Annotated in this window: 19 protein-coding genes and 1 riboswitch; all 19 genes read left to right on the top strand. The window is 72.1% G+C overall.

All coding sequences use genetic code 11. From position 1 onward, the window contains the following. Position 1 precedes the first annotated feature (1 nt). The gene (gene rpoZ, locus ABN273_RS08100; RefSeq protein WP_043638590.1) at positions 2-271 is read left to right on the top strand and encodes a DNA-directed RNA polymerase subunit omega; all 270 of its coding nucleotides are present in this window, start codon (positions 2-4) and stop codon (positions 269-271) included. Between the two features lie 8 nt (positions 272-279). After that, positions 280-1,677 carry a bifunctional phosphopantothenoylcysteine decarboxylase/phosphopantothenate--cysteine ligase CoaBC gene (gene coaBC / locus ABN273_RS08095; protein ID WP_349448020.1) on the top strand — a complete coding sequence of 466 codons (1,398 nt, stop codon included), beginning with the start codon at positions 280-282 and terminating at the stop codon, positions 1,675-1,677. Positions 1,678-1,850: 173 nt separating this feature from the next. Beyond that, positions 1,851-2,174 carry a hypothetical protein gene (locus ABN273_RS08090; RefSeq protein ID WP_349448019.1) on the top strand — a complete coding sequence of 108 codons (324 nt, stop codon included), beginning with the start codon at positions 1,851-1,853 and terminating at the stop codon, positions 2,172-2,174. 129 nt (positions 2,175-2,303) lie between these two features. Further along, entirely contained in the window at positions 2,304-3,491 is a 1,188-nt protein-coding gene (gene metK / locus ABN273_RS08085; RefSeq protein WP_349448018.1) for a methionine adenosyltransferase, read from the top strand. Positions 3,492-4,021: 530 nt separating this feature from the next. Next, positions 4,022-6,301 carry a primosomal protein N' gene (locus tag ABN273_RS08080; RefSeq protein ID WP_349448017.1) on the top strand — a complete coding sequence of 760 codons (2,280 nt, stop codon included), beginning with the start codon at positions 4,022-4,024 and terminating at the stop codon, positions 6,299-6,301. A 49-nt stretch (positions 6,302-6,350) separates the two neighbouring features. Beyond that, on the top strand, positions 6,351-7,790 hold the full coding sequence (locus tag ABN273_RS08075) for a hypothetical protein (RefSeq protein ID WP_349448016.1): 1,440 nt from the start codon (positions 6,351-6,353) through the stop codon (positions 7,788-7,790). Positions 7,791-7,827: 37 nt separating this feature from the next. Further along, positions 7,828-9,162, top strand: a complete 1,335-nt coding sequence (locus ABN273_RS08070) for a hypothetical protein (RefSeq protein WP_349448015.1) — start codon at positions 7,828-7,830, stop codon at positions 9,160-9,162. A gap of 27 nt (positions 9,163-9,189) precedes the next feature. Then, on the top strand, positions 9,190-9,738 hold the full coding sequence (gene def / locus ABN273_RS08065; protein WP_349448014.1) for a peptide deformylase: 549 nt from the start codon (positions 9,190-9,192) through the stop codon (positions 9,736-9,738). A gap of 4 nt (positions 9,739-9,742) precedes the next feature. Then, a complete protein-coding gene (fmt, locus tag ABN273_RS08060; RefSeq protein WP_349448013.1) occupies positions 9,743-10,669 on the top strand; it encodes a methionyl-tRNA formyltransferase in 927 nt (308 codons plus the stop codon). Further along, the gene (locus ABN273_RS08055) at positions 10,666-11,244 is read left to right on the top strand and encodes a hypothetical protein (RefSeq protein WP_349448012.1); all 579 of its coding nucleotides are present in this window, start codon (positions 10,666-10,668) and stop codon (positions 11,242-11,244) included. The genes fmt and ABN273_RS08055 overlap by 4 nt, the downstream gene beginning before the upstream one ends. Before the next feature lie 16 nt (positions 11,245-11,260). Further along, positions 11,261-12,847 carry an RsmB/NOP family class I SAM-dependent RNA methyltransferase gene (locus tag ABN273_RS08050; protein WP_349448011.1) on the top strand — a complete coding sequence of 529 codons (1,587 nt, stop codon included), beginning with the start codon at positions 11,261-11,263 and terminating at the stop codon, positions 12,845-12,847. 314 nt (positions 12,848-13,161) lie between these two features. Continuing rightward, entirely contained in the window at positions 13,162-14,142 is a 981-nt protein-coding gene (locus ABN273_RS08045) for a phosphatase PAP2 family protein (protein WP_349448010.1), read from the top strand. 12 nt (positions 14,143-14,154) lie between these two features. Beyond that, positions 14,155-14,817 (top strand): ribulose-phosphate 3-epimerase, encoded by a 663-nt coding sequence (rpe, locus tag ABN273_RS08040; RefSeq protein ID WP_349448009.1) that lies wholly within the window; start codon positions 14,155-14,157, stop codon positions 14,815-14,817. 30 nt (positions 14,818-14,847) lie between these two features. Continuing rightward, the gene (locus ABN273_RS08035; RefSeq protein ID WP_349448008.1) at positions 14,848-15,657 is read left to right on the top strand and encodes an oxygenase MpaB family protein; all 810 of its coding nucleotides are present in this window, start codon (positions 14,848-14,850) and stop codon (positions 15,655-15,657) included. A 77-nt stretch (positions 15,658-15,734) separates the two neighbouring features. Further along, positions 15,735-15,865: riboswitch (FMN riboswitch) on the top strand. Between the two features lie 108 nt (positions 15,866-15,973). Next, positions 15,974-17,146, top strand: coding sequence for a bifunctional diaminohydroxyphosphoribosylaminopyrimidine deaminase/5-amino-6-(5-phosphoribosylamino)uracil reductase RibD (gene ribD, locus ABN273_RS08030; RefSeq protein WP_349448007.1), 1,173 nt, complete (start codon positions 15,974-15,976; stop codon positions 17,144-17,146). After that, the gene (locus ABN273_RS08025) at positions 17,127-17,717 is read left to right on the top strand and encodes a riboflavin synthase (protein ID WP_349448006.1); all 591 of its coding nucleotides are present in this window, start codon (positions 17,127-17,129) and stop codon (positions 17,715-17,717) included. Before ribD ends, ABN273_RS08025 begins: the two co-directional genes overlap by 20 nt. Further along, positions 17,714-18,373, top strand: a complete 660-nt coding sequence (locus ABN273_RS08020) for a nicotinamide mononucleotide transporter family protein (protein WP_349448005.1) — start codon at positions 17,714-17,716, stop codon at positions 18,371-18,373. The genes ABN273_RS08025 and ABN273_RS08020 overlap by 4 nt, the downstream gene beginning before the upstream one ends. After that, positions 18,370-19,590 carry a bifunctional 3,4-dihydroxy-2-butanone-4-phosphate synthase/GTP cyclohydrolase II gene (locus ABN273_RS08015; RefSeq protein ID WP_349448004.1) on the top strand — a complete coding sequence of 407 codons (1,221 nt, stop codon included), beginning with the start codon at positions 18,370-18,372 and terminating at the stop codon, positions 19,588-19,590. The genes ABN273_RS08020 and ABN273_RS08015 overlap by 4 nt, the downstream gene beginning before the upstream one ends. Beyond that, entirely contained in the window at positions 19,587-20,054 is a 468-nt protein-coding gene (ribH, locus tag ABN273_RS08010; RefSeq protein ID WP_349448003.1) for a 6,7-dimethyl-8-ribityllumazine synthase, read from the top strand. Before ABN273_RS08015 ends, ribH begins: the two co-directional genes overlap by 4 nt. Positions 20,055-20,070 lie beyond the last annotated feature (16 nt).

Genomic DNA, 20,070 nt, shown 5'->3' with positions numbered 1-20,070 from the left:
CGTGGCAGGCACCACCCCGGCCGCGGAGGGCATCACCAACCCGCCGATCGACGCGCTGCTCGACATCGTCGACAGCAAATACTCCCTGGTGATCATGGGCGCCAAGCGTGCCCGCCAGATCAACGCCTACTACTCCCAGCTCGGCGAAGGCCTGCTGGAATACGTCGGGCCGCTGGTCGAGACGCACGCGCAGGAGAAGCCGCTGTCCATCGCGCTGCGCGAGGTCTCCGAGGGTCTCCTCAACGCCGAGCCGATCGAAGGCGCGGTCTGACCCCTTCGATGAAGGTCGTCCTGGGCGTCAGCGGCGGCATCGCCGCGTACAAGGCCTGTGAGCTGCTGCGCCTGTTCACCGAGTCCGGGCACGAGGTGCGGGTCGTCCCGACCCGCGAGGCGCTGAAGTTCGTGGGCGCGCCCACCTGGGCCGCCCTGTCGGGCAACCCCGTGTCGGCCGAGGTGTGGGACGACGTTCACGTGGTGCCCCACGTCCGGATCGGCAAGCAGGCCGACCTCGTCGTGGTGGCGCCCGCGACCGCCGACGTGCTCGCGAGAGCGGCCCACGGGCTGGCCGGCGACCTGCTCACCAACACGCTGCTGACGGCCACGTGCCCGGTCGTGTTCGCGCCCGCGATGCACACCGAGATGTGGCAGCACCCCGCCACCCGCGCCAATGTCGCGACGCTGCGCGAGCGGGGCGCCGTCGTGCTCGACCCCGCCGTGGGCCGCCTCACCGGAGCCGACACCGGCCCCGGCCGCCTGCCCGACCCGGCCGAGATCTTCCAGATCTGCCTGCGCGTGCTGCGGGGCCGGCCCCGCGACCTTGCCGGGCGCAAGGTCGTCATCTCCGCCGGCGGCACCCGCGAGGCGATCGACCCCGTCCGCTACATCGGCAACCGCTCCTCGGGGCTGCAGGGGTACGCGCTGGCCCGCACGGCCGCGGCCCGGGGCGCGGAGGTGACCCTGGTGGCGGCGAACGTGGCGCTGCCCGACCCCGCCGGGACCAAGGTCGTCCGGGTGGAGTCGGCGGTCGAGCTGCGCGAGGCGGTGCTCGCCGCCTCGGCCGACGCCGACGTGGTGGTCATGGCCGCCGCGGTGGCCGACTTCCGGCCCGCGACGCGGCACGAGACGAAGATCAAGAAGACGGACGGCGAGCCCGAGCCGGTCTATCTGACGAAGAATCCCGACATCCTCGCCGAGCTCGGCGCGCTCCGCGGCGCCGCCCGCGCGGCAGGGGCGCGTGCCGACGGTGAAGCGCATGCCAGCGGTGGAGCGCATGTCGGCGGTGAAGCGCCGGGTGACCCGGCTCTGCCCTGGGGCGGCGACGCCTCCAGCGGTTCGCGGCCGAACCTCGAGGCGGATGCGGGTGACGGTGTCGCGCGGAGCCATGAGCCGGGCCCTGATGGCGTCGCACCACGCCGGGGGCGCGGGGCGTACCCCGAGGTGATCGTCGGGTTCGCGGCCGAGACGCACGACGTGCTCGCCAACGGGCAGGCCAAGCTCGCCCGCAAGGGCTGCGACCTGCTGGTCGTCAACCAGGTGGGGGAGGGCCTCGCCTTCGGCACCCCGGACAACGCGGCCACCGTGCTCGTGGCGGGCGGCGAGCCGGTCGAGGTGCCGTTCGGGCCCAAGGAGGACGTCGCCGACGCCGTGTGGGACCTGGTCGCCGCCCGCCTCTCCTGACCCGCGGGATACCGGTACCGGCCGTATGTCCGCAGGGGCCCCGGCAGTTCCCTCAAAATGCGTAAGACCGATTACCTGATCGTCTATTGCTACATCCTCCCTCGCCTGCAAATACTGGGGCGAAGGGGGATGGAATGCCGGTGGGTTCTGCTGTCAGGGATCGTTGTAGAACATTGCTCGGCGACCAGAGGGAGATCCACTACGTCTTTCCCGCGGTGTCCGCGGGGCAGACGGGGACGGGGAACTTCCTGATCGTGGTCACCGACTCGGCCATCTCGGTGCTGGCCACAAGGACGCTCAGGAGCGATCGGCCGGTCGCGGTGCTCGCGGCCTTCCCGAGACACACCAGGCTCGGCCCTATCCTGCCTGGACCGATCATCGAGTTAGACTCGATGGCGTTCGAGTTCGATGAGGAGTACGCCGCCGTGGTGGCGGCCGCCGACGCGGAGATCTTCGCGCCGGAGACCCTGCCACCCGACCCTCTGCCCGAGCTGTGATGGGAAGCCAGATAGTGGACGGTTTCGCGCCCCGGCGCCGGGTAGGGCTAGACTTCGGCGAGGCTCAGGCGTGCCCACGCGTCCTGGGCCTTACATCCGTCAGCAGCCGCTGCATGAGGAGCCACTGAGTTGTCACGTCGCCTGTTCACCTCCGAGTCGGTCACCGAGGGCCACCCGGACAAGATCGCTGACCAGATCAGTGACGCGATTCTCGACGCCATGCTCAAGGACGACCCCAGGAGCCGGGTCGCGGTCGAGACGCTGATCACTACCGGCCAGGTCCATGTCGCAGGCGAGGTCACGACTGAGACCTACGTCGACATTCCGGCCCTCATCCGGGAGAAGATCCTGGAGATCGGCTACGACGCCTCACACAAGGGCTTCGACGGCGCCTCCTGCGGCGTGTCGGTGTCCATCGGCGCGCAGTCCCCCGACATCGCCCAGGGCGTCGACAGCGCCTACGAGCACCGGGTCGACGGCGACGGCGACGAGCTGGACCGTCAGGGCGCGGGCGACCAGGGGCTCATGTTCGGCTACGCCTGCCGCGAGACCCCCGAGCTGATGCCGCTTCCGATCACCCTGGCCCACCGGCTGGCGCAGCGGCTGTCGGAGGTGCGCAAGACGGGCGTGGTGCCCTACCTCCGTCCCGACGGCAAGACCCAGGTGACGATCGAGTACGACGGCGACACCCCGGTCCGGCTGGACACCGTGGTCGTCTCCACGCAGCACGCGGCGGAGATCGACCTCAAGGAGATGCTGACGCCGGACATCAAGGAGCACGTGGTCGACCCGGTGCTGGCGGGCCTCGACATCGACACCGAGGGCTACCGCCTGCTGGTCAACCCGACCGGCCGCTTCGAGATCGGCGGCCCCATGGGCGACGCCGGCCTGACCGGCCGCAAGATCATCATTGACACCTACGGCGGCATGGCCCGCCACGGTGGCGGCGCCTTCTCCGGCAAGGACCCGTCCAAGGTGGACCGTTCGGCCGCCTACGCCATGCGCTGGGTCGCCAAGAACGTCGTCGCCGCCGGCCTCGCCGACCGGTGCGAGGTGCAGGTGGCGTACGCGATCGGCAAGGCGCAGCCGGTGGGCCTGTTCCTGGAGTGCTTCGGCACCGAGAAGCTGCCGGTGGAGAAGATCCAGGACGCCGTGCTCCAGGTGTTCGACCTGCGCCCGGCGGCGATCATCCGCGACCTCGACCTGCTGCGCCCGATCTACTCGGAGACCGCCGCCTACGGACACTTCGGCCGCGAGGGCTTCTCCTGGGAGTCCACGGACCGCGCCGAGGCCCTGCGCACCGCTCTGGGCCTCTGATCTTCATCGCGCGCTGATCCCACGGTGGGTTGACCCCGCCGTGGGATGACCGCGTCATGTGCCGGCCCGCCGCCACCGCAAGCCATCGCGACCGCCGGCCGGCGCCGTCACCGGGTGATGCCGCCGTGGGCTCACTGCACTCCGATGCGGGTCGATCGCGCGCGATGCGGGGCGTTGTCGCACTGACCGCACCGATCGCACCGATGTGAGGTGGCCGGCGACGACGCGGCTTGACGGGGCCAGGTGGCGGCACCACTCTGCCCGCCGTGCGATGGCTCGGGCCTTCCGGTTCTGTGGCGACTTGGTGCGGCCCGCCGTGCGCAGCTTTCCGGCTCGGTGACGATATGGCTCACCTCGGCGTGCGGGAAGCGCCGCCACGTGATCTCGCGTGGCATCGGAGCGCGCCCCCGCCAGAGCCCGCCTCGGCCGCGCCGCATGGCCTGCGGGTGACGTTCCGGACGTGCGCGGGTGGCGATCCGGGCATGTGAGTGGCGGAGGTCTCGGGTGGTCGGGTCTGGTAGACGTTATGCGTGACCGACTCCGACGACGCCCTTCTGCCGCTCGACGCCGTGCGGCCCCCAGCGTCGTCGAGCGACGGCAAAGGCGCCCCCGTACCCGCCCCTGACCGGCCCGTGGCGAGGGTTGCGGTGGACAGCCCGCTCCCGCACCTCGACCGCCCCTTCGACTACCTGGTGCCCGCCGCCATGCACGAGACGGCCGAGCCGGGGGTGCGGGTGCGGGTGCGGTTCGCGGGCAAGCTGGTCGACGGGTTCCTGCTGGAACGGGCCGCCGAGAGCGAGCACGACGGAAGACTCATGCCGCTCGAACGCGTGGTCTCCCCGGAGCGCGTGCTCACGCCTGAGATCGCCGGGCTGGCCAGGGCGGTCGCCGACCGGTACGCAGGCACACTGACCGACGTGCTCCGCCTGGCCGTCCCGCCCCGCCATGCCAAGGCCGAGTCGGAGGTGCCGCCCGAGCAGGAGCCTCCGGCCCCGGAACCGCCCGCCAGGCCGCTCACCGGCGACAGCGCCTGGGACGCGTACCCCACCGGTCCGTCCTTCCTCGACGCGCTGCGCAACGGACGCGCGCCCCGGGCCGTGTGGTCGGCCCTGCCCGGCGCCAGGGGATGGGCGGGGGCGATGGCCGAGGCGGTCCGGGCGGCGCTGGACGGCGGCAAGGGCGCGGTCGTCGTGGTGCCCGACGGGAAGGACGTGGCGCTGGCCGACGGCGAGTTCGAGCGGGTGCTGGGCCCGAACAGGCACGTGGCGCTCACCGCCGACCTGGGCCCGGCCGAGCGCTACAGACGGTGGCTGAAGGTGCTGAGAGGACAGGTACGGGCCGTCGTCGGCACCAGGGCCGCCATGTTCGCGCCTGTCTCCGATCTCGGCCTGGTGGCCATCTGGGACGACGGCGACGACCTGCATGCCGAGCGCCTGGCGCCCTACCCGCACGCCCGGGAGGTCCTCGGCCTGCGTGCCCACAGGACGGGCGCGGCGATGCTCATCGGCGGCTACGCGCGCACCGCCGAGGCCACCCAGCTCGTCGCCGGCCGCTGGGCCAGGCCCATCGTGGCCGCCCGCACGACGATCAGGAGCCTCGCCCCCCGGGTACGCCCCGCGGGAGAGGACGCCGAGCTGGCCAAGGACCAGGCGGCCCGCCAGGCCAGGCTTCCCAGCATCGCCTGGCGGGCACTCCGGCATGGCCTGGAGAGCGGACCCGTGCTGGTGCAGGTGCCCAGACGCGGCTACCTGCCCGCCCTGGCCTGCCGGCACTGCCGCGCCCCCGCCAGGTGCACCCTGCCCCCGACCCGGACGGCCGCCCCCTTCCCCGACCCGCCCGCCGCCACGGCCGTCCCCTCGGCCGGGACGGCCATACCGCTGCTGGGCACGCCATCCGCGGGTCCCTCCGCCGCGTCCGGCGGCGCCATGATGGGCGGGCGCGCCGGTGCGGCGGCGTCGACGGGCGGTCTGCCCGGCGCGGGGATCGCAGCCCCGGACGCGATGGGCGCGCCGGCGGTTCAGGGCTCGGACCGGCCGAGGGCTCTGTGTCACGGGCCGCTCGCCCTCAGAGGTGGTCACGCGGCCCCCTACTGCCGCTGGTGCGGCCGGGTGGACGCCGACTGGCGCTGCCCGTCCTGCGGCAGCCCCAGGCTCCGCGCCGTGGTCACCGGCGCCAGGCGTACGGCGGAGGAGCTCGGCAGGGCCTTTCCCTCCGTACAGGTGCGCACGTCGGGCCGCGACGGCGTCCTGGCCACCGTCCCCGACACCCGCGCCCTGGTCGTGGCGACGCCCGGCGCCGAGCCCGTGGCGCGGGGTGGTTACGCGGCGGCCGTGCTTCTCGACGGGTGGGCGCTCCTGGGCAGGGCCGACCTGAGGGCGGCCGAGGAGACGGTCCGCCGGTGGATGAACGCCGCCGCCCTCCTCCGCCCCGCCGCCGAGCTGGTGGTGCTCGGCGACGCCGCGCTGCCCGCCGTACAGGCGCTGCTGCGGTGGGACCCCGTCACCCACGCGGAGCGCGAGCTGGGCGACCGCGCCGAGCTGGGGTTCCCACCCGCGGTGCGGATGGCGACGCTCACGGGCGCGGCGAGCGCGGTCAGGCAGATGCTCGAGGAGGTACGCCTCCCCTCTGGCGCCCAGGTGCTCGGCCCCGTCCCCGTGGACGAGTCCGGCCTGGAACGGGCCATGATCCGGGTACGGCGATCCGGCGGCGCCGCGCTGGCCGCCGCGCTCAAAGGGGCCAGTGGGGTACGTGCGGCGCGTAAGACGCCAGATGTCGTGAAGGTAAGTGTCGACCCGCTCGACCTGATTTAGACCGTTTCCCCGATTCGCTCATCTGAAGACCAGCCGTTAGCGTGCCCCTGTGTCGATCGAATGGGTGAACCGGGCCATCGACGCCCTGCGTGCCTGGGGGCGCGCGCGGGAAGTCGAGGTGGACGCGGACGAGGTCCGCCTGCTCTGCGACTACGCCAGCGACTACCTCAACGTCAACGAACTGGGTGACTTCACCCCCGAGACCTTCGACGAGCTGCTGCTGTCCATCTACCCGCGCAAGGTCATCGCGCCCCCGGAGAGCGCTCCGGAGACGATCGCCGCCGCCCGCACCCTCGTCGACTACCTCAGCGAGTCGGGCGCGGTGTCCGAGGAGACGGTGGCGCTCATGCGCGACAGGCTCGACGACATCGCGCCGCGCATGCCCGAGGCCCTCGCCGACCAGGCGAACTTCGGCATGGCCAAGACCCTCTTCAGCTCCATCGGCCCGGAGTCGCTCGAGCAGGCGATCGCCATCCCCTCTGGCGAGGTGCCCGACCTGGGCGAGGCGCCCTGCGACTGCCCCGGGTGCACGCCGCTGCCCGCCGCCCGGCTCGCCCCGCGGGAGGAGCTGCTCGCGGCGCTGGAGACCGTACCCGTGCTGGCCGAGGACCCGCTGCCCGGCACCGGCGAGCCGCTGGACGCCTGGGCGCAGCGGGTCGCCTCGCTCCTCGAGGACGATGCGGACCAGGGGCTCTACGACCTGTTCGACATGCTCTACCGGGTCCAGGTGTGCGTGCCGGTCACCGCGATCCGCGACTACCTCGACGAGTTCGCCGGCGACGGTGAGGTCGACCTGGACGCCGCGCTCGGCCACCTGGCCCGGCATGGCATGATCCACGTCACGGGCGACTCCGCCGAGCTCACCCCGCTGGCCGTCTGGGGGCTGCGCCGGCACTACCTGTCGCTCGGGCTCGACGCGCCCGAGGCCCCCGACCTGGCCGAGGCCGACGCGCTCGGGCTCATCGAAGGGCTGCTCGAAGGCGTGCCCGCCGAGCTCGCCGAGCAGGACATCGACCGCTGGCTGACGGGCAGGTCGCCGGGCGAGGCCGCGGCCGAACTGCTGGCCGCCGCCTCGGGCGCGCCCGCCGTGGCCCGCGGCATCGCGATCACCATCGTCGACCGGCTGGGCGCCGAGGCCGAGCCGCAGGTACGCGACCACCTCGACGACCAGGAGCTGCGCCCGCACGCCATCCACTGGCTGGCCGCCAGAGGGCTGCCCGCGCCGCAGCTCACCCAGGAGGAGCTGCTCTGGGTCAGCGTCGACATGCTCGCGCTCGCGATGCCCGCGGCCGAGGAGGACCCGGAGAACTTCGCCGAGAACATGGCCGCCTCCGGCCCGCCCGCCCATATGATCGAGGAGATGTGGCGGGTCGATCACCCGGACGTCGTCGAGGTCCTGGAGCTGCTCGGACGCTCCATTTCCGACGGCACGGTGGCGAAGGCGGCACGCAAGGCGGCCTTCAAAGCCCGGTCCCGCGCCATCCGTTGAGTACGCTCATGTGACTGCTGTGCAGTAAGTTTCGTGGGTGGCAAACAACGTCTTCGACCTCGCCGAGCTGCGCAAGCTGATCGATGAGCAGGCCGCCGTGCCGCCACGGCCTCCTGAGGAGACTTCCGTGGAGCACGAAGCGCTGACGTTCCCGCCGGTGCTGCCGGCGCCCGACGCGGAGCTGGCCGCGGCGGTGCCCGCGGTGCCGCTCGTCGCCGACGCCATCAGGCTCACCAGCTGGACGGGCACTCGCGACGTCACCACGGAGGGGCACCTGACCGAGCCGGACGCCGAGGCCGCGGTCCGGGAGCTGGGCCTGCCCGCCTCCCGGCTGCGCCTGATCTGGATCGTCGCCGTCAACACCGGGCTGCTCCAGATCCTCGGCGGCCGTGCCTCAAGAGGCCCGCTGTCGATGCAGCTCACCGTCGAGGCCACGCTGGAGTTCTGGGACGGCGTGGTCATGGACGTGCTCGACCGCGCCGACGAGGGCCTGACGGGCTCGGCCGTGGTCGACGGCCACCTGGCCGAGATGCTCGCCACGATCTACTCCGTGCGCTCCGGCGTCGCCACCGCCAACCTCGCCAGGGGCATACTCCAGTCCCACGAGGTGGCCTGCGCGCCCGGCCCCGTCGAGATGCGCCGGCTCGCCGCCGCGCTGCCCGCCGAGCTGCTGGAGGCGCTTTCGCTGCTGGCGTACTGCGGGCTCGTCGAGCAGACCGCCGCCGGCCGCACCGCGCTCACCCCGCTCGGCGTCTGGGCCATCCGCCGCGACCTGCTGCGTGAGGGCCACGACGCGCCGACGACGGCCGAGGTGGAGGTTTTCGCCGACCTGTCGGCGGCCGAGCTGGTGGAGGCGCTGGTCAAGGGCTCGGCCACGCAGAGCGCCGTCGCCGGGTGGCTGGAGCGCCGCGCGCCGGAGTCCGCGGCCCACGACCTGATCGAGATAGCCGCGTCCGGTACGGCGGGGCAGCGCGGCGCGGTCGGGGCCATCCTCGAGGAGCTGGGCCCGGAGGCGGAGAAGCCCGTCAGGCAGGCCCTCGACGACCCGCTCATGCGCCGCTACGCCGCCTCCTGGCTGCACATCCGCGACCTCGAGGCCCCCACGCTCAGCCCCGAGGACCACACCTGGCTGGCGGTCGACTCCCTGGCCGCCCTCATGCATCTGTCGGGGCCCGCCGCGGGCCGCATCGACACACCCGAGCCTGGGGAAGACCTGATCAAGCTGGTCGGCGAGATGCCAGGGACGGGCCACCCTGACACGATCGCCGTGCTCGACATGCTCGCCACCGCCCACGACGACCAGGCCGTGGTCAAGGCGGCGCGCAAGGCCGCGATGAAGGCGCGCTCGCTCGAGCACACTAAACTGGGTTGATCCACGCGTGAGAACGGAGTAACCCCCTTGGCGATCCAGTCGATCCGGCTGTTCGGAGACCCGGTGCTGCGCACCCCGGCGGCCCCGGTCGTCGACTTCGACAAGGAGCTCCGCAAGCTGGTCAAAGACCTCACCGACACGATGATGGACGCCCCGGGCGCCGGCCTGGCGGCCCCGCAGATCGGGGTCGGGCTGCGCGTGTTCACTTACTACGTGGACGAGCAGCTCGGCCACCTGATCAACCCCGACCTCGATCTGTCCTCGGAGATGGACGAGGAGGGCGAGGAGGGCTGCCTGTCCTTCCCCGGCCTGTCATACCCGACGCCGCGGGCCATCCGCGCCGTCGCCAAGGGCTTCAACATGCACGGCGAGCCCGTCACGCTGGAGGGCACCGACCTGATGGCGCGCTGCTTCCAGCACGAGACCGACCACCTCGACGGGATCCTGTTCATCGACCGCATGGACCCCAAGCAGCGCAAGCTGGCCATGAAGGCCGTCCGTGAGGCCGAGTGGAGCGGCCTGGCCGCCCCCGTGATCAAGGTCTCGCCGCACGCCACCGGCGGAAAGGCACTCTGAGAGCATGCGTCTGGTCTTCGCGGGCACACCCGAGACGGCACTGCCGTCGCTGCGGACCCTGATCGACTCGCCGCGCCACGAGGTGGTGGCGGTCGTCACCCGCCCCGACGCGCAGTCGGGCCGGGGCCGCAAGGTCCACCCCTCGCCGGTGGCCGAGCTCGCGGAGGAGGCGGGCATCGAGGTGCTCCGCCCGGTCAAGGCCGGCGACCCCGGCTTCCTCGACCGGTTGCGCGCCCTGGAGCCCGACTGCTGCCCGGTGGTCGCGTACGGTGCGCTGCTGCCGCAGTCGGCGCTCGACATCCCCCGGCACGGGTGGATCAACCTGCATTTCTCGATCCTGCCCGCCTGGCGCGGGGCGGCGCCGGTGCAGCACTCGATCCTGCACGGCGACGAGATCGGCGGGGCGACGACCTTCCAGATCGTCAAAGAGCTGGACGCCGGGCCCGTCTACGGCGTGGTGACCGAGGAGATCCACTCCACCGACACGAGCGGGGCGCTGCTGGAGCGGCTGTCGGTGTCGGGGGCGGGGCTGCTCGCCGCCACCCTCGACGGCGTCGAGGACGGCACCCTGGAGGCCCGGCCGCAGCCCGCCGACGGGGTGACGATCGCACCCAAGATCACCGTCTCCGACGCCCGCGTCGATTGGACCAAGCCCGCCCTGCACGTCGACCGGCTCGTCCGCGCCTGCACACCCGCCCCTGGGGCGTGGACCGAGTTCCGCGGTCAGCGGCTGAAACTGGGACCGGTGCGGGTGGTTCCCGAGGAGCGGCTGCCCGCCGGCGAGATCGCCGCCACGAAGACGAAAGTGCTGGTCGGGACCGCCACCGATGCGGTCGAGCTGGGTGAGGTTCAGCCGCAGGGGAAGCGGGTGATGGGGGCCGTGGAGTGGGCTCGCGGGGTTCGCCCAGAGGGTAAAGAGATCTTCAAGTGACGCGGCGTGTCGAGCATGATGCGCTCGGTAACATCGACGCCATGACTACCACCAGTAACGAAGCGCAGGCGCTCATCGCGCGCATGGACAACCTCCGCGAGGACCAGGATGTCGCGTTTGCGACGATCTGTGAGGCGCGCGACCGGATTCGCGACATCACCAGCTGGACCCGCCGGATGGACCGGTCGATGCTCAAGGCGGAGGGGAAGGCGGCGCGGATCGAGCAGAAGACCGACAAGGCCCTCGGTCTGGCCGTGCAGGCGAGGGAGAAGCTGGAAGTGCTCGACGGCCGCGTGGCCGTGCTGGAGGCCGACGTCAAGGAGCTGAAGACGGACGTCGCGGCGCTCAAGACGGATGTAGCGGCGCTCAAGACGGATGTAGCGGGGCTCAAGACGGATGTCGCTGGGCTCAAGATGGATGTAGGGGGGCTAAAGACGGATGTCGCGGAGCTCAAGGTCGATGTCAAGGAGCTGAAGACGGTCCTCAAGACGGATGTCGGAGGGCTCAAGAGCGACATGATCGACGTCAAGGCGCTGCTCGGTGAGATGCTCGAGAGGCTGCCGTCCAAGGCATGAAGGAAAGTCTGAGGGGATGAGGACGAGGGGGGACCAAGGGACCGGAGGCAGGGGCGGCGGGAGCCGTGCGCGGAAGCCACCGAGACCGGCACGCGACCAGGCACGCAACGCGGCCTTCGACGTCGTGCGCGCGGTCGACGAGCGCGACGCGTACGCCAACCTGCTCCTGCCACGGCTCCTTCGCGACCGCGGCATCAAGGGACGCGATGCCGCGCTGGCGACCGAGCTCGCGTACGGGACGCTGCGCGGGCTAGGCACTTATGACGCCGTCATCGAGATGTGCAGCGACCGCGCGCCCGATCCCGACGTGCGCGACGCGCTGCGGCTGGGCGCCCACCAGCTGCTGCGCATGCGCGTCCCGCCGCACGCGGCCGTCGGCACCACCGTCGATCTGGTACGCCTGCGCATCGGCCCCGGGGCGGCCAAGTTCGTCAACGCGGTGCTGCGGAAGATCGGCTCCAGGACGCTCGAAGAATGGATCCCCATCGTCGCGCCCGACCCGGCCGACGACCCGGTGGGCCACCTGGCCATCGCCTACGGCCATCCCCGCTGGATCGTCTCCGCCTTCCGCGACGCCCTCGGCCGACCCGACGAGATGGCCGACCTGCTCGACGCCGACAACGCCCGTCCCCTGGTGACCCTCGTGGCCCGGCCCGGGCGGAGCTCCGTGGCGGAGCTGGAAGACGCCGGCGCCGTGCCCGCCCGCTATTCGCCGTACGCCGCCCACCTGCGCGAGGGCGATCCCGGGCAGATCGAGGCCGTGGCGGCGACGCGTGCCGCCGTCCAGGACGAGGCCAGCCAGCTGGTGGCCCTGGCCCTGACCCGGGTCCCTCTCGAGGGGGACGGGGGCGAGGTGTGGCTCGACATGTGCGCGGGTCCCGGTGGCAAGGCGGGCCTCCTCGACGCCATCGCCACCCATGGTGACCTCGCGGGTCTGAGCAAGGAGCGCCCGCACCCACCCACTCCCGCCGGCGCGGGCGCGGCCGGCGAAGTCGCGGCTGATGCGCCCGGCGGCTCGGAGCCGGCCAAGGGCTTGGAGGCGTTCGGCGCTGGTGTGGAGGCCACCGGTTCGGCGGCCGGTGACGGTCCCGTGGCGTTTCCTGGGGGAGCGCGGCTGGTGGCGGCCGACGTGCAGCAGCACCGGGCCCGGCTGGTCTGGCAGACGACCAGGGACGCGGCCGTGGTGACGGCCGACGGCACCGAGCCGGCGTGGCGGCCAGGGGTGTTCGACCGGGTGATGCTCGACGCGCCCTGCACCGGGCTGGGGGCGTTGCGGCGGCGGCCGGAGGCGCGATGGCGGCGGGACCCGGCCGGGATCGCCGAGCTGGGCAAGCTGCAGCGGCGGCTGCTCGGCACCGCGCTGGACGCCGTGCGCCCAGGCGGCGTCGTCGCGTACGTCACCTGCTCACCGCACCTGGCCGAGACCCGGGTGGTGGTCGCGGACGTCATGCGGCGCAGGTCCGACGTCGAACAACTCGACGCCCGCGACTACCTGCCCGAGGTCGAAGGCCTGGGCGACGGCCCGCACGTCCAGTTCTGGCCGCACCGGCACGGCACCGACGCCATGTTCCTGGCGTTGCTGCGCAAACGTCCCGTCGTGTGAGGTGTCCGCCGGGCGGGTTTCTCGCCCGGCGTGGTGCGATCGGCGTTCCTGGCGTTGTCGCGCGTTCGTCCCGGCGGGTGCTTGGGCGGCTTCCGGCAGATGCGGCCGGATCGGCCTTCTTGCGCCGACGTCCCGGTCGCGTGCGGCGCCTGCCGGGGGCTGGTCTGGCCGGTGTAGCGACGGGTGACCGCGTGCGGCGCCTGTCGGGCAGGCTCTCGGCCGGTGTGGCGTGATCGGTGCTTTGGCGGGTAACCGGCCCGGCGCGTGACGCGTTCGCCGGGCGGATCGCCGGCTGATGTGGTCCGATCGGTGGCGTGGATCTTCTGGACGAGCTGCACATGATGGAGCTGGAGCCGATCGTCTGGCTCCAACGGTGGTCCGACGCGGTACGGCCGCTGATGGAGGGCGTGTCCGTGTTCGGCACGGACACGTTCTTCCTGGTGTGCCTGCCAGTGCTCTACTGGTGCGTCAACCCGGCCCTCGGAGTGCGCCTCGGCCTCACGGTTCTGGTGTCCGCAGGTACGAACGCGGTCGCCAAGCTCGCCTTGCACCAGCCCAGGCCGTACTGGATCGACGCGGGGATCCAGCCGTTCTCCGTCGAGAGCGGCTCCTTCGGGCTGCCGTCCGGGCACGCGCAGATCGGTACCGCCGGCGTGACGAGGCTCGCGGCGGCGGCGGGCAGGCCGTGGGCGTGGTGGACAGGGGCGGCGGTCATCGGGCTGGTCTGCCTGAGCCGGGTGTACCTGGGCGTGCACTTCATCTCCGACGTGGTGGCCGGGGTGCTGCTCGGGCTGGCCGTACTGGTGCTCGTGCTGAAACTGGAGCGGCCCGCGACGGCGTGGTGGCGGCGGCAGGTGCTGTGGGTGCAGCTGACCGGCTCGGCGGCGGTCTCCGGCACGCTGCTCGCCGCGGCCGTGCTGGCCAACGCGCCCTATGCCGGATGGTCGCCACCCGAGGCCTGGAGCAGCGCCGGCACGATCGCGCCCGAGAGCCTGGACACGATCGTCGCCATGTCGGGCGGGCTGTTCGGCATGCTGGCCGGCACGTCGATCATGGACAGGCTCGGCTGGTTCGACGCGCGCGGGCCGCTCGGCGCGCGGGCCGCCCGCTGGTTGCTGGGCTCGCTGGTGGCGGGGCTCATCTGGCACGCCCAGCGCGAGGTGCTGCCGCAGACCGGCGTGACGAGGTACGCCGGGTACGCGCTGCTGGCGCTCTGGGTGCAGGTGGGGGCGCCGGTGACGTTCATCAGGCTCGGACTGATGTCCCGGGGGAGCCGGGTGCGGGCCGTTCACTAGACTTGGGAAATCATGGCCGTACAGATCTCGCCCAGCATTCTCGCCGCCGACTTCGCCAGGCTCGCCGATGAGGCCGCCGCCGTGCCCAACGCCGACTGGCTGCACGTCGACGTCATGGACTACCACTTCGTACCCAACCTCACCATCGGGCTGCCCGTGGTCGAGGCGCTGCGCAAGGCGACGTCGACGCCGCTCGACTGCCACCTCATGATCGACGACCCCGACCGCTGGGCGCCGCAGTACGCGGAGGCGGGGGCGGGCAGCGTGACCATCCACGCCGAGGCGGCCAAGGGGCCCATCAGGACCCTGCGCGAGATCCGCGCGCTCGGCGCCCGGGCCGGCCTGGCGCTCAACCCGGCCACGCCCGTGGAGCCGTACGAAGACCTGCTGGGCGAGGTCGACATGCTGCTGCTGATGACCGTGGAGCCGGGCTTCGGCGGGCAGAAGTTCCTCGACGGGGTGCTGCCCAAGGTGCGGCGGGCCCGGGAGATGATCGAGCGGCACGGCGGGCGGATCTGGCTGCAGGTGGACGGGGGAGTGGACGCCGGCACCATCGAGCGCTGCGCGGCGGCGGGCGCCGACGTGTTCGTGGCGGGCAGCGCCGTCTACGGAGCCTCCGATCCGGCCTCGGCCGTCGACGCCCTCCGCGCCGCCGCTACGGTCAAGAACGCATAGATCGGCCGATCCCCGGGTAACCATTCACTTATGGGCGACCATGGGATCTTCGGTCCCCGCTCGGTGACGTGGCGGGTGATGGGCGAGCCGATCCTGCTGGTGGGCGGCATCAGGGCACTGCTGATGCAGGGTCTGCATCCGAGGGCGATGCGCGGTGTGCTGCAGAACTCCGCGCTCATGGATCCGCACGAGGCCTGGTCGCGGTTCGTGCGGACCACGGAGTTCGTGCGCGTGCGTACGTACGGGACGAATGCCGAGGTCGAACGGGCGGGACGGCGCGTGCGCAAGATCCACGCCAAGCTGACCGCCTACGACCCCGACACCGGCACCACCTTCCATCTCGACGAGCCCGACGCGCTGCGCTGGGTGCACGTGGGCGAGGTCGACTCCTACCTGTCGGTCGCCCGCCGCGCCGGGGTGCGGCTGACGGACGCCGAGGCGGACGCGTTCGTCGCGGAGTGGCGGCGGGCCGCGGAGGTGGTGGGGCTGAAGGCCGAGGACGTTCCCGGTTCGGTGGCCGAGCTGCACGACTACATCGAGGCCGCGCGGCCGGGGCTGCGGTTCGTGCCCGAGGCGGCCCATCCGCTCCGCCTGTCGCTGAACGCGCCCCTCCCGCGCAAGCTGACGCCGCTCAAGCCCGCGTTGCCCGCGCTGACGTTCCTCGCGTTCGCCACGCTGCCGCGCTGGGGCAGGCGCCTGTACGGGCTGCCCGCCACGCCGGTCGGCGACCTGTGGGCCACGGCCACGTTGCGCACGTTGCACACCGGGATCGGGCTGGTCCCTGGGGACGTCCTCTACAGCCCGGCCGCCCGGCGGGCGCGCCGGCTCATGGCTGCCTGAACCTAGCGCTTGGTCTAGGGGGTAGGGGTGGTCGCGCGCGGCATTTCGGACATGGCACACTGGTAGCGGAAGAGAGCTAGCGTGCTCCGGGGTCGGTGAAATTCCGAACCGGCGGTTACAGTCCGCGACCCGGCCGATGCCATCGGCCGGTTGACCCGGTGAAATTCCGGGACCGACGGTTAAAGTCCGGATGGGAGGAAGCGCGCGAGGTGTCCGGCGTCCCAGCCGGGCGCTTGCCGTGGTGCGTATGCGCATCACAGCATAAATCCCCCGGGGCCCGCCGTGGCTTGAAGCTACTGGCGAGTAGGAGACCCGGGTGGAGATCCCCCCGCAGGACGCCGTGCACATGGCGCGCGCCGTCGAGCTGGCCGCGCGCGGACACGGCACCACCAGCCCCAACCCCGTCGTCGGCTGCGTCGTGCTCGACGCTTCCGGCCAGGTCGCGGGCGAGGGGTTCCACGCGTACGCGGGCGGGCCGCACGCCGAGATCGTCGCGCTGGCACAGGCAGGGGAGCGGGCGCGCGGCGGCACCGCGTACGTGACCCTCGAGCCCTGCGACCACACCGGGCGGACCGGGCCGTGCAGCCGGGCGCTGCTGGCGGCCGGGGTCGCGCGGGTGGTGATCGCGGTGGCCGACCCCAACCCGAAGGCCGCCGGCGGGGCGGCGCGGCTGCGGGCGCACGGCGTGTCCGTGACGATCGGAGTGCTGGCCGCCGAGGCCTCGCTGGTCAACGAGGAGTGGCTGACGTACGCGCGGCTCGGGCGCTCGCACCTGACGTGGAAGTTCGCGGCGACGCTGGACGGCCGGTCGGCGGCCGCGGACGGGACCAGCAAGTGGATCACCTCGCCGGAGGCCAGGGCCGACGTGCACCGGCTGCGGGCCGCCTCGGACGCGATCGTCGCCGGCATCGGCACGGTCCTCGCCGACGACCCCCACCTCACCGCACGTCCCCCCGGCGGTGGGGCGGCTGTGCGTCCTGCCGGGAGCGCCGGTGGCGGGGCTCGCGACGGGCGGAAGGCGGGTGGGCCGGGGCCGTTGCGGGTCGTGGTCGACACTCGCGCCAGGACGCCCCAGTCGGCCAGGGTGCTCGACGACAGCGCGCCCACGCTCGTCGCCGTCGCCGAGGACACGGACACCGACCTCAAGGCCGACCTGCTCCGCCTGCCCCGCCATGAGGACGGCCTCGACCTGGACATCCTCCTGAGAGAGCTGGCGGCGCGCGAGATCGTCAGCGTGTTCCTGGAGGGCGGCCCCACGCTGGCCGGTGAGTTCCTCGGGCGGGGTCTGGTCGACCGCGTGGTCGCGTACGTCGCGCCCGCGTTGCTCGGCTCCGGGCGGTCCGCGCTGGGCGCCGCCGGGGTGAGCACGATCGGCGAGATCCACCGCCTGACATTTGACGAAATTTCCCCTATTGGGCCGGACATACGGCTGATCGCCCGGCTCGCCCCCAACCAGGCAGGGAGTAGTGATGTTCACCGGAATCATTGAGGAAAAGGGCGAAGTAGTCGCCATCGAACAGGCCGGCGGCGGGGCCGTGCTGTCGGTGCGCGGCCCGGTCGTGACCTCCGACGCCAAGCACGGTGACTCGATCGCGGTCAACGGCGTGTGCCTCACGGTCGTGGAGGTCAAGGACGACGTGTTCACCGTGGACGTGATGCGGGAGTCCCTCGACCGCAGCTCCCTCGGCGGGCTCGTCCAGGGCTCCCCCGTGAACCTGGAGCGCGCCGTACGCGCCGACCAGCGCCTCGGCGGCCACATCGTGCAGGGCCACGTGGACGGCACCGCCGTGCTGCTGTCCCGGGACCCCGGCGAGCGATGGGACGACGTACGGTTCTCGCTCCCCGGGGCGCTCAGCCCGTACGTGGCGGAGAAGGGCTCGATCGCGATCGACGGAATCAGCCTGACGGTGACGACGGTTGACGACGAAAGCTTCGGTGTGAGCCTCATCCCCACGACGCTCCAGCTCACCACCATGGGCGACCGCCGGATCGGCGACGTGGTCAACATCGAGGTCGACGTGATCGCGAAGTATGTGGAAAGGCTGGTGGTCAGGCAATGAACTGGGCCGACGCTGGATTCGACGTATTCGGCACCCATGTGCTCTGGACCGACCTGATCGGCAACATCGCCGCCCTGTCGACCGTCCTGCTCGCCATGCGCAAGTCAATGTGGACCTGGCCGGTGCAGTTCGCCGGATCGGTGCTGCTGTTCATCGCCTCGATCAACGCGCACATCACCGGCAACGCGCTCAAGCAGGCCCTGTTCGCCGGGCTGGCGGTCTACGGCTGGTGGGCGTGGCGGCGCGGCACGCAGGACGGCAAGCAGCTCGCCGTCCGGCCCGCGCAGTGGTGGGAGCGTTCGCTGCTGATCGGCGTCATGCTGGTGGGCACCGCCGTGGTCGGGCTGCTGTTCTTCGTCACCGGCCTGTCGTGGGGCGCGCACGTGCCGCTGCCCAAGGGCGCCTTCCTGGTGGCCGCCGACGCCTACATCTTCGTGGGCAGCGCGATGGCCACCTGGGCGCAGGGCAGGGCGCTGGTGGACTTCTGGATGGTGTGGGTGGCCGTCGACCTGGTTGGCGTGCCGCTGGCGTTCAGCTCGGGGCTGGTGGTCTCCGGCTGGGTGTACGGGATCTTCTTCGTGCTGGTCGTCGTCGGGTTCGTGAAGTGGCTGCGCGAGTACCGGACGGCCCAGCTCAGTGTGGCGGTGGCGCAGTGAGCGACATCAAGCTGGACCCGATCGAGCGGGCCATCGAGGACATCCGCAACGGCAAGCCCGTCGTGGTCGTCGATGACGAGAGCCGGGAGAACGAGGGCGACCTGATCTTCGCCGCGGCCAAGGCCACGCCCGACGTGTGCACGTTCACGATCAGGCACACGAGCGGGATGATCTGCGTGGCCATGGAGGGCAAGGAGCTCGACCGGCTCGGGCTGCCGCTCATGGTCGTGCACAACAAGGAACGCATGCGCACGGCGTACACGATCACCGTGGACGCCCGCGACGGCGTCACCACGGGCATCTCGGCGGCCGACCGGGCCAAGACCATCCGCACGCTCGCCGACTCCGCCACCGAGCCCAACGAGCTGGTGCGCCCCGGGCACATCTTCCCGCTGCGTTACCAGGAGGGCGGCGTGCTGGCCAGGCGCGGCCACACCGAGGCGGCCGTCGACCTGGCCAGGCTGGCCGGGCTGTCGCCCGCGGGCGCGCTGGCCGAGGTGGTCAACGACGACGGCACCATGGCCAGGCTGCCCGAGCTGCGCCGCTTCTGCGACGAGCACGACCTGGCCCTGGTCTCCATCGAGCAGCTCGTCGACTACCGCCGCCGGGCCGAGAGCATGGTGACGAGGGTGGCCGAGACGCGGCTGCCCAACGTCTACGGGATGTGGCGGGCGTACGGCTACGCCAGCGCGCTCGACGGCGGTGAGCACGTCGCGCTCGTCTACGGCGACCTGGAAGGCGGCGAGAACATCCTGGTCAGGGCCCACTCCGAGTGCCTGACCGGCGACGTGTTCGGCTCGCTGCGCTGCGACTGCGGGGTGCAGCTGAGCCACGCCATGTCGGCCATCGCGGAGGAGGGCCGGGGCGTGGTCGTCTACCTGCGCGGCCACGAGGGCCGGGGCATCGGCCTGCTGGCCAAGCTCAAGGCGTACAGCCTGCAGGACAACGGCAGCGACACCGTCGACGCCAACGTCGAGCTGGGGCTGCCGGTGGACGCGCGGGAGTTCTCCAACGCGGGGCAGATCCTCGCCGACCTCGGCGTCAAGTCGGTGCGGCTGCTCACCAACAACCCGGCCAAGCTCAAGGGCATGGACGGGTACGGCATCAAGGTCCTCGGCCGCGAGCCCCTGCCCGTGGCGATGAACCCGCACAACGAGCGATACCTCACGGCCAAGCGCGACCGCCTCGGTCATCACATCTCGGAGGCAGCCTCATGAGTGGAGCAGGACGGCCGGGCGCCGCGGCGCCCGACGCCTCAGGGCTGAGCGTGGGGGTGGTGGCGGCCAGCTGGCACGCCAAGATCACCGACCAGCTCGTGGCGCGGGCCGTGCAGGCCTGCGACGACAGCGGCGCCACGGCCACCGTGGTACGGGTGCCCGGGTCGCTGGAGATCCCGGTGGTCGCCCAGGCACTGGCCCGCCGCTGCGACGCGGTGGTGGCGCTGGGCGCGGTCATCAAGGGCGAGACCGCCCATTTCGACTACGTCTGCGACTCGGTGACCGCGGGCCTGACCCGGATCTCGCTGGACGAGGAGACGCCGGTCGGCAACGGCGTCCTCACCTGCGAGACCCTGGACCAGGCCCTCGACCGCTCCGGGCTCCCCGGGAGCAAGGAGGACAAGGGATACGAGTCGGCCATCGCCGCGCTCGAAACCGCCCTCCTGCTGAGGGACCTCCATTGACCTGAGATAGGTTTCC

This window comes from Nonomuraea sp. B19D2 (assembly GCF_040137845.1).
Taxonomy (GTDB): domain Bacteria; phylum Actinomycetota; class Actinomycetes; order Streptosporangiales; family Streptosporangiaceae; genus Nonomuraea.
Note: the sequence above shows the minus strand (reverse complement) of the source record. Positions and strands in the feature narration are given on the sequence as shown.